Source organism: Dictyobacter sp. Z7_2 (assembly GCF_057551105.1).
Genome location: NZ_BAAJPE010000002.1, coordinates 2,406,801 through 2,419,882, shown reverse-complemented (window position 1 = coordinate 2,419,882; position 13,082 = coordinate 2,406,801). Strand labels below are relative to the sequence as shown.

Annotated in this window: 9 protein-coding genes; 7 read left to right on the top strand and 2 right to left on the bottom strand. The window is 48.3% G+C overall.

The window, feature by feature from the left end:
* Window positions 1-31: 31 nt before the first annotated feature.
* The 6 genes from AC27N8_RS23655 to AC27N8_RS23630 all read left to right on the top strand — a co-directional run bounded on the left by AC27N8_RS23655 (window position 32) and on the right by AC27N8_RS23630 (window position 9,878).
* Window positions 32-2,500, top strand: coding sequence for an MFS transporter (locus AC27N8_RS23655; protein ID WP_487069976.1), 2,469 nt, complete (start codon window positions 32-34; stop codon window positions 2,498-2,500).
* Between the two features lie 57 nt (window positions 2,501-2,557).
* On the top strand, window positions 2,558-3,730 hold the full coding sequence (locus AC27N8_RS23650) for a hypothetical protein (RefSeq protein WP_487069974.1): 1,173 nt from the start codon (window positions 2,558-2,560) through the stop codon (window positions 3,728-3,730).
* Between the two features lie 431 nt (window positions 3,731-4,161).
* Window positions 4,162-7,485 (top strand): S53 family peptidase, encoded by a 3,324-nt coding sequence (locus tag AC27N8_RS23645; RefSeq protein WP_487069972.1) that lies wholly within the window; start codon window positions 4,162-4,164, stop codon window positions 7,483-7,485.
* Between the two features lie 64 nt (window positions 7,486-7,549).
* Entirely contained in the window at window positions 7,550-8,215 is a 666-nt protein-coding gene (locus tag AC27N8_RS23640; protein ID WP_487069970.1) for an ImmA/IrrE family metallo-endopeptidase, read from the top strand.
* A 204-nt stretch (window positions 8,216-8,419) separates the two neighbouring features.
* Window positions 8,420-9,118, top strand: coding sequence for a JAB domain-containing protein (locus AC27N8_RS23635; RefSeq protein WP_487069968.1), 699 nt, complete (start codon window positions 8,420-8,422; stop codon window positions 9,116-9,118).
* 49 nt (window positions 9,119-9,167) lie between these two features.
* Window positions 9,168-9,878, top strand: a complete 711-nt coding sequence (locus AC27N8_RS23630) for a hypothetical protein (RefSeq protein ID WP_487069966.1) — start codon at window positions 9,168-9,170, stop codon at window positions 9,876-9,878.
* 26 nt (window positions 9,879-9,904) lie between these two features.
* On the opposite strand, the gene AC27N8_RS23625 is transcribed toward AC27N8_RS23630, so the two are convergent.
* Together AC27N8_RS23625 and AC27N8_RS23620 are read right to left on the bottom strand one after the other, a co-directional pair.
* Window positions 9,905-11,785, bottom strand: a complete 1,881-nt coding sequence (locus AC27N8_RS23625) for a tyrosine-type recombinase/integrase (protein ID WP_487069964.1) — start codon at window positions 11,783-11,785, stop codon at window positions 9,905-9,907.
* Window positions 11,782-12,807: a tyrosine-type recombinase/integrase gene (locus AC27N8_RS23620; RefSeq protein WP_487069962.1), complete on the bottom strand. Its 1,026-nt coding sequence runs from the start codon at window positions 12,805-12,807 to the stop codon at window positions 11,782-11,784. Before AC27N8_RS23620 ends, AC27N8_RS23625 begins: the two co-directional genes overlap by 4 nt.
* A gap of 51 nt (window positions 12,808-12,858) precedes the next feature.
* Here AC27N8_RS23620 and AC27N8_RS23615 point away from each other — a divergent pair, with 51 nt between their 5' ends.
* Window positions 12,859-13,011, top strand: coding sequence for a JAB domain-containing protein (locus AC27N8_RS23615; protein ID WP_487069960.1), 153 nt, complete (start codon window positions 12,859-12,861; stop codon window positions 13,009-13,011).
* The last annotated feature ends 71 nt before the right edge of the window (window positions 13,012-13,082 follow it).

The window sequence follows — 13,082 nt, the reverse complement described above, 5'->3', positions numbered from 1 at the left end:
ATCTTATCCTTCTCTCTTTGATGGGGGCACGATGTATACGTTTGAAGATGATCATGAAACATCCTCTCGTTATAAGCGTTCGTTGTACAATGCAGCCAAACAATCAGGACAATTGCCTCTGGACGATCAACAGTCCGGGGACACTCTCCCTGACGATCATCATAATACAGCTACCTTACCCGCTGACGTCATCAGCTATCCTGTTGTCCCAACGGAGCCAACACCTCCTGCCTATACGCCTGGAGTCGCTCGGGCGGCGATGATTATCGCCTGTGTCGGCGTTTTTTTAACGGCACTGGATCAAACAGTGGTCGTCACGGCCTTACCCCAAGTGATCACCGATCTGCATATCCCGATCACGCAGCTCGATCATGCCGCCTGGATTATCAGCGCCTATCTGCTAGGCTTTGTCGTTGCCATGCCTCTGATGGGCCGCGTCTCCGATATCTATGGACGCCGCCGTATCTTTCTTCTCTGCCTGATCATCTTCGGAGTCGGCTCAATCCTTTGCGGTATCGCCCCTATCCTGGGACAAAGAATTCCTCTCACCGTTCTGACTCCACTCCATATCGATACCTCGTCTCCAGGATTGATCTGGCTGATTAGCGCACGCGTGATACAGGCCATCGGTGGAGGTGCAGTTGTCCCCGTAGCTATGGCAATCTCCAGCGATGTCTATAGTCTGAAGAAACGCGCACTGGCCCTGGGCATCATAGGGGCAGTTACAGAAGCCGGAGGGGCGATAGGACCTCTCTATGGAGCACTGGTCGTCGAACGGTGGGGATGGCAATACATCTTCTACCTCAATGTACCGCTGGTCATAGTGCTATTCATTGCCGCCTGTGTTTTTATTCCTAAGGGCAAGCGCTTACACGAAGGGATAGATTGGCTGGGAGCAATCTTTCTGGCACTCTCTCTAACCTGTCTGAGTCTGGGATTGGCACAACAGGGCACCTCATTAGGACCGTCAGCGGCCAATACATCAACGCCGCAAAACAATCCACTGGCACTGGTACTCGCCGTTGTCTTCTTACTGGCATTTATTCTGGTAGAACGTCAGGTGCGCTGGCCGGTTGTCGATCTACAACTCTTCAAGCGCTTCACCTTTAGCGCCTCAGCTCTGGTCAGTCTGCTTGTTGGAGCAGCCCTGATCATCGCGATGACCAATATTCCCATTTTTGTGGATACAGTCCTGCAAGGCACGGTACTCGACAGTGGCCTGGCGCTACTACGCCTCACCGTGATGATCCCCATCGGAGCTATCCTTGGAGGCTGGCTCAGTTCGCGTATTAGCAGTCGCCTCACCGCAATCATCGGCTTACTTTTTACAGCTGTCGGATTTTATCTGATGAGTCGCTGGCCTCAACACGTCGATTGGTACCAGATGACAGTGGCAACGCTTACAGCAGGCTTTGGCTTTGGGCTGGTGATCGCTCCGATTGGCACCAGCGCCATCAACGCCGTGCGTGCAACTCAGGTTGGTATGAGTACCGCGATTATTACCGCTTTGCGCATGATCGGTATGATTCTGGGATTGGCAGCTCTAACTTCATGGGCATTGGCCTACTTTCAAGAACTCTTAATCGCCTATCCAAAATCGAGCGCGGCCAGTAGCGGCAATCCACTTACGGGATATGCCAACTACGCTATTGAGTCAGCCCATACAGTCTATTGCACCGTCTTCTTCATCTCGGCCATCTTCTGCCTGATCGCCATCGTGCCAGCGATCTTCCTCTGGGGGCGCGCCGCCCCGGAAGCGGCACTGGATGGAGATATCCACGATCTCCCCACGACTCCCACATCCAGAGAAGCCGTGCAAACGATGATTGCGCATCCGAGTTATCGCGCCCCACGCCGCAATCTCACCACACTCATCTTAGCCATCCTATTAATCATCGGCACATGCATGGCTGCTTATCTGGTTGGCATCGATCTGACAACCAAACAAACGACAACAGTCGCGGATGCAAATGCGGCACGAAATATTGATCTCTCGCTCAGCAAAACCGCACTGACCTCGGTGTTTGCAACACAACTCGGCAAACAGCAAGCTTTCATAAAAAATCTAACCGTCACGCCGGTCGCAAACGATGGATTAACGATCACATTTAACGTGCCAATTCAATTTGGGACCATCCAGAGGACCCTGCCAGTTGAACTTGATAGTACAATGTATCTAGATAAACAACAGAATATGCAATTGAATATCCAGCATCTCAAACGGGATGGCGTCGACGCAGGGGCAGTCAATGCCAAAAGCATGCAAGGTGCGCTCAACCAGATGCTCCTCGCGGAGGTCATGCCCAGTATTCACCAGCAACTCAAAGGCGTCCAAATCATTGGAGTGCATACCAGCAAAAGCGTCGTATGTGGCAAAGGGGCAGAGACGTTCGTATTACAGATACGGGCGACAACCATTGACGGTGTCTCGGCTCAATCGCTCCCATCGCCAATCTGCTTTAACGACACTCTTGATCTGAATAATTTATTGCCAAAATAAACACTCGCTGCGCGTACGCTGCGAAATAAAAAACACTTGAGCAAGAGGATAGAGGATATGCAACGACTCTTTAAGCGCTCCATCTATATATGCTGGGGGCTGGTGATAGCGTTCCTGCTACTAGGCACGATCACACCAGTGATTGCTGCCCCCATGAACCCAGAGACACTAAAAGCCATGCATGCAGGCAGCACGCTGAATGCAAAAATCTATCTCACTCATGACGTCATGGAGCAGCTCTTCCAGAACAGTATCAACCAGCAACTGCCACAAATCACGGATAAGACCATCCAGGGCATGGTAAACGGCTCCCCATCCGATGAGCAAGGATGGATTGGACAGATAGCGCATGCACTTGTACAGCCATCCGCCACCCTGACCGACCTCACGCCTCAGAGCAATGGACTCAATGCAGGCATAAAACTCAGCCTTTACGCTGGCGATCCCAAGCCAACCCTCTCGCACATGCTCGTTACATTTAGCATCCTCAACGCCAACACAATCCAGGTAAGCAGCCAGGCCCTGCCAGGCAGTCAACCATTGATCACAGGCCCACTGACAACTATCCAGGTCCCCATGGGAACCTTAACCAACATCCAGACCACCCCAACCTGCGGGGCAGCCAACCTTGAACTGGGCTTGCAGATCCCACTGGCCAGTACTCAGGGGAAAACTACCAGCAATACCTATCAGGCCAGCTTCAAGCAGCAGACAGCAAAAACATCGCTGCTGAGTCTGGAGACATCTCATCAGCAAGCGCACCAGCAACAAGAGGCAGCTCAAGCCGTTCCAGCCTACGTGGAAGTACCATTCAGCTCCTTGACCACGCTAGCCTCAGGCATCGGCACCTTGCAAATTAATAGTAGTCTGGAAGCAAAAAATATTAAGCTGGCAGTGCAGAATGGACAACTTGTCGTGACAGCAGATATCATCAGTCTGGTCTTCGGCTCTCCCGTACTCAAACTTGGCACAGCCACCACTATCATCGAGCCACAAGCGGCCAACGGCAAACTTGTGCTCCACGTCAGCAAAACCACCTTGAGCGTTCTGATCTTCACCTTCTCAGCTGATAACTATAATCAACAGATCCAGCAATCACTCAACGCACAGATAGGCAATGCCCTCGGCAACGATCTGAACATCAGTGCCGCCAGCATGGGTCCAAATGCAATTATTCCTTGTGCGGCCGCTGATAGCTTAATGCTTACCGGTACAACCTCTATCAATTAAGCAGAGTAGTATTCTGATAAACAGAAGCATCAGCTATTTCAACTACTGATGCTTCTGTTTATTTGCCTGATAGCAGAGCGTCATTCCTTTGAGCTAATACATCTAATAGAAACTGTTGTAGAGGTGTAAGCATTTCTATTAATACGGAAATGGTCTAAGCCCAAACTCGAAGATTTATCAATATAGCTTGATTTGTCTCAATATAAGATATTAGTACCATAGGCTATTTATATTAATATATACTGATGTATAAATATAAGGCTGAGATAAAATATGGCCTGACACTGATGTATTGGGTTTACTTCATTTTTATTAAAAATCGCGCTATCGCATGGCAATCAGTGCAGGAAAATATGCGCTATATCTACACTTATCTCTTCTTTTTTATTGATTTTGGCTTATCATCTCCCTTTTAAAGAGGCAAAATCGTTATGGAATCAATGATGCCAGGGAAAAATAATCAGCAGACACGTGGATTATTTATCAAGCGCCCCGTAGCATTTGTCCCCATCATCGGACTTACATTAGCCCTGGTAGTGCTTGTCAGTTACTTCTCAGGATTTAATCCCATCGGTAACGCAGCTGCAAGCGGGATTACACCACTCGCAGGAATCAAACCAGCACTCACCAAAAACAGTCAAATGGGGGACGGAGTTGACCCAGGGACACCTGTGACAATCGCCATCGGCCTACACATTCACAACCAGGCAGATCTTGAACAGTATGTGAAGGACACAAGTGGTTTACAAAACAAACAAAAACGCATACTGACACAGGCACAAATCATTCAGGATTTTAGTCCTTATCCGGTCGAGCAGCAAGCGGTAATCGATTATATGCACCAATATGGTTTTACCACTGCGGCTACCTTCGACCATCGCCTGGTAGTAAGTTTCACAGGAACCATCGGACAAGCAGAGCAAGCCTTTAATATCTCCGAAAATTACTATACAGACAATACCGGTCAAAAATTTTATGCACCTTCAACCGACCCAAAAGTTCCGGCCACGATCGCGCCATACATCACAACGATTGAGGGTCTGGACAACGTTACACATTATACCCATAGTCCAATCACAACCCAAAGGACCAACAAGACACTCTCAGCGGCAGCAGTAACACCGGCAGCAGTGAGTTGTGTGTCAAACGGCCCCAGTGGAGCCTATCCAACATATTACACTCCAGGCCAGGTCACCACTGCCTATAATTTGAGCACCTTGCAAAAAACCTATAAGGGCAATGGTCAAACGATGGCTCTAGTAGAGTTTTCCGACTACAAACCTGCTGATATTGCGGCCTACACGAAATGTTACGGAGGAGCATCTGTTCCGACAACACGTGTCGCAATTAGTGGGGGTGCGAAAATAAATGATGGCACCTCCGAAGCAGAGCTCGATATGGAGCTTATCTTAAGCACGGCTCCCCAATTGGGTGGCTTGAGCGTTTATGAGGCACCGAATAGTGATCAAGGCAACTTGCTCATGTGGAGCCAGATCATAAGTGACGCTATTCCTGTTGTAAGCACAAGTTGGGGCCAATGCGAGGCTGCCAGCACGACTGCGACACTTAATCAGGAGAACGCCTTATTCGCCATCGCCGCAGCACAGGGTCAAAGCATCCTCGCCGCCACAGGCGACTACGGTAGCACTGATTGTCAGGGTGCAGATCCTAACAACAAATCAATTAGCACTGATGATCCAGCCTCACAGCCATATGTCACAGCCGTTGGAGGCACGACATTAAAGACCACAACAAGCGGCGCCTACAGTAGTGAGGTAACATGGAATAGTACCCAAACGTACGATCCTTCATATGGGCCTGAGAGTATCGGAGGCGGTGGTGGTATCAGTAGCCAATGGCCAATGCCATCCTACCAACAAAATATCGCGAACGCATCAAGTTCTGGCGCACCTTGTGGAGCATCATCCGGTTATTGCCGCGAGGTTCCAGATGTCTCATTTGATGCTGATCCGAACTCGGGATATCCTATCTACACAGTCGACTGCACAAAAGCGGGAGTTTGCCAGAGTCCAACCTGGTATCTCTACGGTGGCACATCAACGGCAGCACCTATGTATGCATCCTTGATTGCACTGGCCAACCAGTATTCACTGAGTAAAGGTTATTACAATCTCGGTTTCTTAAATCCCACTCTCTACAGCCTGAACCAGAGTAATCCCGGCGATTTCCATGACATCACCACCGGCAACAATAATATCTTTGGTGGCACTCAGTACGCAGCCGCCAGCGGATATGATATGACGACCGGCCTGGGAACTCCTGCCAGCAGCACGCTCTTCACCGATCTAGCAAACCTGGCCGGCAGTCTGACAGGACAACGTAACACGCCAGCGACAACGACCTGGTACTTTGCAGAAGGTGATGTAGGCAATGGATATCAGGAATTCATTTCAATCTTGAATCCGAGCATCACACAGTCAGCAACATTAAATGTGACCTATCTCTTTTCCGATGGAAGAACTCCAGTCACGATTCAGCACACAGTCGCAGCCAGCACGCGTGGTACGGTCTCCACGATGTCGGACCTCAATCTGCCCGACACAGGAAAAGCCTATGCCTCGATCTCTGTGATAGTGCAGTCGATAGCTAACAGCAATGGGGTAACGGTACCGATCGTAGCTGAACGTCCCATGTACTTCAACTTTGGCAATCGCATCTACAGCGGTACCGATGTGATGGGTGCAACAGATGCAAGCCAGACCAGTTTCTACTTCCCATTGGGTGATACCCGTGTCAATGGAACGGCCCAGATCTATAACACATTTATCACCATGCTCAATCCCAGCCCGACAACTACCGCGAACATTACAGCGACCTATTATGCCAATGGACAAGTCATTGCGACCCAGACAAAAGCATTAGCACCCATGCAGCGTGGAACACTTACACCACCAGCCAACAAGCAGATCGCAATGAAGATCACATCAGACATTGGTATTGTCGCTGAGCGACCGCTCTACTTCCAGGATAATATTCCTAATGCTGGTGGTAAAATTTCCGGGGCTGCCACCACTGTCGGAGCAACCAGCCTGGGCACAGATTGGCTCTTCGCAGAAGGTAGCATCCACGCAGGCGACCAGGAAAACCTGGTGCTGGCGAACTTTACAGCTACGGATACAACTGCACAGATCAACATCGATTACACCAATGGACAAGTGCAGACAGTCTCCCAGCTTGTCAAAGCTTATAGCCAATCGATTCTTGACATCAACAGCATTGCGGCACAGTTCAGTCAGCGCACAACATCGCTCTCCATCGCCGTTCATGACAATGATGGAGCAATTGTAGCTGAACGCCAGATATTCTTTACATTCACATCGACAGCCAACGGTGTAACCAAATCGATGCCCGGCGTATCGGACACCATCGGTGACGAAAGCACCGGCGGTCATTCAACCTATTCCTTCGCAGAGGGCTATACGGCAGGCAACAATACCGAATTCCTGACGTTACAGAATCCTTCAGCGGCGATAGTCCATGCGGCACTCACCATCTATGCAGATGGAACCATTATCCAAAAGACCATCGCACTAGGAGCTCATAGTCGCACCACAGTCAGTATCAACCAATTCGTCGTGCCACTCGCCACCGCCTATCCGGTGAGTGGAGCGAACAACGTCTCCCTCACAGTACAGGGACTGGATGGCAAAATCGTCGCGGAGCGCGTCTACTACTTCCTCTCGGATAACATCAAGCACGGCGGCACCGCAATGCTTGGCTATACCAACGACTAGGTATTCCCGAAGAAGTTCCAAAATATATTCGTAAACGATAGCAAAAAAGATCCCAACGGCTTTAGTGCCGTTGGGATCTTTTTTATCTGCTTCTCCTGTAAGGCTTAAAAAAGCAGCCTGGTTGTGCCAGGGCGAGATCGAAGCACAAGAAATTGAATGCCTCCCCTACAATGCGAAAACATTCGAAGAAACACTAAAAAATATCCTTGCTTTAACAGTAAAGCCAGTTAGCTCATTCCAATCTGAATTAGTACATTTATGTGCGAATGCTGGGGTTGCTGTAGTATTTGTGCCAGAATTACCCAATACAGGATTTAGTGGTGCAACTCAATGGATTAACGCAAACAAAGCATTAATTCAGCTTAGCCTGCGCTATAAAACGGACGACCATCTTTGGTTTACATTTTTTCATGAAGTTGGACATATCCTATTGCATGGAAAACGACAAATCTTTCTCGAAAGAGATAAAGCTAGCAGTGAAGTTGAAGCACAAGAAAAAGAAGCGAACGATTTCTCTCGAAATATCTTAATTGATAAAGCTCAGTGGAAAAAATTTGTTGCTCCCAAGGTTCGTTATTCCAAAGCACGTATAAGAAAGTTTGCAAGTGAAATAAGGATTGCCCCAGGCATTGTAGTTGGACGGCTTCAACATGAAGGACGATTACCTCATCAGCATTGCAATGATCTTAAAGCTCGCCTTGTTTGGGAAAGTAACAAAATCGCTAGATAGAATTTTCAACCAGATTCCCTGACAAATAGATATTTATTAGTATAATGATATCAAAAAATCTACAATATAATATCAACGCTCTAGAATAGCAATCTTTGTCTGCTTCCTATTTTGCCTATTTACAACGTGCGCAAATCACGGTATTGTCAGTATACCGATGTGTATGTTGTAGGGTAGAGGATTATAAGGAGCAGAGTCTCGTCTATGCTGAACATTTTTCCCTCCTCCGACGAGTTGGAGAATCAACTCGCGCTTGTGCTCACACCAGAGATGCTCTCAGACGTGTCACCAATGGAGCCCGTTACGGAAACAGAATACCATGCGACGGTCCATGACATCCCGATCGATGATCGTCCGCGTGAACGACTCCTGAAGTTCGGTGCGGAGACGTTAACTACGTCTGATCTGCTGGCAGTTATTCTACGTACAGGGACACCACGCGACAATGTAATGGAATTAGCAGCGAAGTTACTTAATAAATATGGAAATCTCTCTGGCTTAATGAGTGCTGACGTACATGAGATCGGCACAATGCACGGGATTGGACCAGCCAAAGCCGCCCAGTTAAAAGCATCGCTGGAGATTGGGAAACGCCTGAGTATGCTACCAACGGAGAAGCGCACTCAGATTACATCGGCAGATGATGCAGCTCGGCTGGTGCGTCTGGAACTTATGTACTTGGACCATGAAGAAATGCACATAATTTTACTTGACACAAGAAATCAAGTAGTAGATTGTATAAAGCGCTACAAAGGAACTGTCAATAGCTCGGTCCTGAGGATCGCAGAGATCATGCGACCAGCCATCATACGGAACTGTCCGAGAATTATTGTCAGCCATAACCATCCGAGCGGCGATCCCACACCAAGTCATGTTACATGGAGAAAAATTTGTCAGGAGTAAGCCCTTCTGTTAATATAGAGGGGGTTACATTTAACACCGGGAGAGAAGAATGTCCAAAAGGTTAAAAACAAAACGACAAAAAAAAGAAGGCATTTGTATTTACTGCGGAAGAATCAAAATGCTAACCGAAGATCACATCATTCCTCAGTGCCTTTTTGTTGGCAAATGTCCTAATGATACTCCTACAGCATTTGCTTGTGAAGAATGCAACCATATCGTTAAATCTAGGAATGATACGTACCTCAGAGATCTTCTTTTCGCAGATACGAATACTACCTCTTCAAATCCGGTTGTACAGCAGCTCTGGGATAAATTTGAACGATCCGTCCAACGCAACCAGTCTCGTGAAATAGTAGAGTCTTTTCATAAGAGACAACTTGTAGGACTCACTACACCTTCTGGCGTTTTTAAGAAATGGGCATATGAGCTTCAACTCCCGGGGAAACGGATAAATGAGGTTTTTAGCATGATGGTTCGCGGACTGTACCAATGTGCCTATGGGAGAAAACTTCTTCAGAACACGACATTTCAGGTTGGGAAGATCCAAGGCAATATTAAGCCTTTTGAAGATACAGTCCAAGTTCTCTTGCAACTAGGAGCACCCATCATCAATGTTGGTGACGGAGAGGTTTTTCGATGTATGTGTGCTTGTTTTTCTGCACGTCCAGAAGAAAGCCTTTGGTTTCTCTGTTTTTATGGAAGTGTAACCTATTGGGTTTCGACAAATGCTGGAGTTCCAGAACGTGCTCAGCCAGCATAGCTAAGCACGTCCGTAGGAAAGCAAAATTATGGCCGTTTCGAAGAAACAGTGAGGGATTTGACAGGGATGAAATTCCCCTCTCTTGGAAGTAACTCTATCTGTTGTATCTGCGAAGCGACAACATCTGCTTTTACTTTGAGGCCAAGCTTCATGAAGCGATCATACATTTGCTGAAGCCGAGGCAGGTCTTCTTTTCCAACAGCAAAACGATCACAAAGCAGACATTTTACATCACTCTCACAATGTAGCTTCGGATTGCGGCGACAAAAGCCGAGAGGAAGACGTATCCAACTTACTGCGTCCCCTTCCACAAACATGGTGTAATCTTCCTGAGCAAAGAAATTGGGCACCCAACTGTGTGGCCCCTCGGCCATCTGTTCAATAGCTGTAGCGAAAGATTGCTCAACTGTTTGGTCCAGAATACGGGCATACTCCAGTGTCATGCTAAGCGTTGCATGTCCCATCAGTTTTTGTAATGCCGATTCTCGGATTCCATAATTTAAAAGAGCAACTGCAAACGAGTGGCGAAATCGGTGAGCCGTAAGGCTAGGGATACCCAGTTTGAGACCTAGTTCATGTACGGCTGTAGTTACTGAAGAGCTGCTTTTCCATGGGCGGCCATGGTGAGTAAACAGGTAGTCACTCATCCGTTCCCATTTTTGATCCCGCCAGATCTGAAGGGCGGCAAGACATTGTGGCGTTAATGGAATGAGCCGATCTTTCAACCCCTTCCCCAAGTGAATATGTAGTTTCCACACGCCTCCTATCTGAACAAGATCGGAGGCTTTAAGGTGGGCAAATTCCATTGCACGAATACCAGTATGCAGTAGCGTAATGACCAACGTTCGCTCAAACTGCGTAGCTCCCTGCTCACAGTAGTTTAGAATGGTCCGTAGCTCCTGATCAGAGAGGTATCGGGGAAGCATATCTGGCTGGCGCGGGAGATCACGCATGGAGAACGGGTTGCGGCTAGGTGAGGTGTCAAACCGTTCATCGATGATGAAGTCAAAAAACTGGCGTATATATGTGTGGAGACCCCGTTGGTAGGTGTTTCCATAGCGACCAATTTCTACCAGTTGTTTCAAGTACTGTCCATACGCTAAGGCCACAGTTCGGGTCACTTCATCGAGGCGCATACACACCGGATATGCTTCTTGCAACCACAAGAAAAAGGCCAGCAACGCTGCGCGAGCACTGTCAATGGTCGAAGGTTGATAGCGAACGTCACACCAGCGCATATAGTGAAGAATGGCCCGGCGAAAGGTCTCATGCCGCAGTGAGAGAAAATGCTGTTCATGGCGAAAGACGCGCTGCTCAGGTGGAAACAGCCCCCAGTGGATCAAATATTGTTCCAGCCGAAAAATCCGCGTATTCGGTTTCCCACTGCTGCGTTTACTCTGTTCTTGATACCAAGATTGATAGCTTTCACGAAATGCATTGAAATCGTCCCGTGTGATCTCTTCGAGTGGCTTGAGCGTGAGTGCCAGCATCCACAACAACAAGTTAAGGATACTGGTCTCCGACTCCGAATACTCTAAATTCTTGCATGTTTGCTCGATCTTTTGTCGATAGGGAAGCGAGGCGGCCCGCCACTGGCGACTTAAATCTGCCTGAAGCGCGTCTAAGAGCGGGAAGCTAGCTCGGCGATATCCCCGAAAGAAGAGGAACGTCAGAAACACGTTGTACACGGCCCAGGTCGCTTTTGCCCTATCTCGATACAAAGCCAGAATGTCCTCATCGGTCCAGTCCTTAATGGGTTTCCCAATTCGTTGGCACATGACTGCTGGTCCCATGCGCGTGCGTTCGAGCACCATAGCATTTTGGAATGGATGGCGTTCAACCAAGAAATGAAGATATTCAGTAATGATCTCTGCATCAGTTTCTGCCGTTCCTTGTCCCAAAATCATTGGTTTGCACCTCTCAGTGGCAAAGCACACCACGTTTCCGCAAGCAGGGCTATGTGCGTCCGAGCAAATTCGGTTTCGACAAACCGATCAGAGAGGTGCAGATACGGTTCAAGTGACTGTGCATTCCGATGACCGACCAGCTTGCGAATTGCTGGCTCTGACATTCCTTGCTGGACAAGAGCAGTAATGCCGGTATGGCGGAACAAATGGGCGTGTAGAGACAGGCCGCACTGCTCGGCGTAGTAGCCAATAGCATGTTGTAGTGCATTGACAGAAAGCGCTTGTCCGCGGGAAACCCCTTTAAAGGCCACAAAAATCTCATCAACATCAGGGAACAAATTGCGGCGTTCCTCATCCAAATACTTGTTGAGAGCAGCAAAGGTGTAACGATCCATATACACAGTTCTGGCTAGGTTTCCCTTGCCTCGACGGATGTGGACACTCCGATTACTACACTCAATATCCTCAAAGCGAATGGCAATTGCTTCGCTAATGCGAAGGCAACTGATCCACATCAGAAGCATCAATGTACGATCACGCCAAGAAGGAAGAGCCTCGAAAAACACCTGGAGATCCTGTTCAGCAATGATATCTGGCACCCGATCTGGTTGTTTGCGGTACAGACTGAGGCTTCGACGCCGAACTGCTCGTTCACGCTGAAGCGGATAGACCGGGTTGATTGGGAAAGTGATCGGATCAAGAAGATGTAGCTCGGCAAAGAGGGAAGAAACCGCTGCTAGGCGGCGATTGATGGTGAGGTTAGACAGGCCCGCACGATCCTGCAATTCCATGAATGTAAGGCAACTTTGGCGATCAATTTGCTCTAGTGGGAGATTTACTATGCGAAAAAAGACCTTCAAATCATGAGCGTAACCAATCCAGGTTTGTTCTGATTGGGTAAGTTTCACTCTCCGCAAAAAGTGATCAACGAATGGGGATTTGGTCGAGACAGCGACCATTTTACTGCGTTCGTACCTGATGTCGAACTGGACCTGCTGTTCCACAACAAACTCAAGTGACATCCCTTTCCACTCCTCTCTTCAACCATTTTGCTGAGTGTATCAAATTCTCGAGTGGAGGTCAACATTCTCCATGTAAATATTGAGGATATTGATGTCACCCAACAACTGGCTGAGGCGGCAAAGCTATTGGATATTGATCTACTTGATCATATCATTATCGGCAATCCGCGCTATATCAGTCTCAAAGAGCAATTACAATGGTGACAGTGTAGCGTGTCTGAACCGGCTGTGGGGTCAGGTCGAGCGAAGCGAAAACACCCTATTGACAAACGATG

Excerpts from the sequence above, each read along its gene's own strand:
- AC27N8_RS23625 (WP_487069964.1), bottom strand. The coding sequence starts at position 11,785 with ATGATTTTGGGACAAGGAACGGCAGAAACTGATGCAGAGATCATTACT.
- AC27N8_RS23645 (WP_487069972.1), top strand. The coding sequence starts at position 4,162 with ATGGAATCAATGATGCCAGGGAAAAATAATCAGCAGACACGTGGATTA.
- AC27N8_RS23655 (WP_487069976.1), top strand. The coding sequence starts at position 32 with ATGTATACGTTTGAAGATGATCATGAAACATCCTCTCGTTATAAGCGT.
- AC27N8_RS23650 (WP_487069974.1), top strand. The coding sequence starts at position 2,558 with ATGCAACGACTCTTTAAGCGCTCCATCTATATATGCTGGGGGCTGGTG.
- AC27N8_RS23635 (WP_487069968.1), top strand. The coding sequence starts at position 8,420 with ATGCTGAACATTTTTCCCTCCTCCGACGAGTTGGAGAATCAACTCGCG.
- AC27N8_RS23620 (WP_487069962.1), bottom strand. The coding sequence starts at position 12,807 with ATGTCACTTGAGTTTGTTGTGGAACAGCAGGTCCAGTTCGACATCAGG.
- AC27N8_RS23630 (WP_487069966.1), top strand. The coding sequence starts at position 9,168 with ATGTCCAAAAGGTTAAAAACAAAACGACAAAAAAAAGAAGGCATTTGT.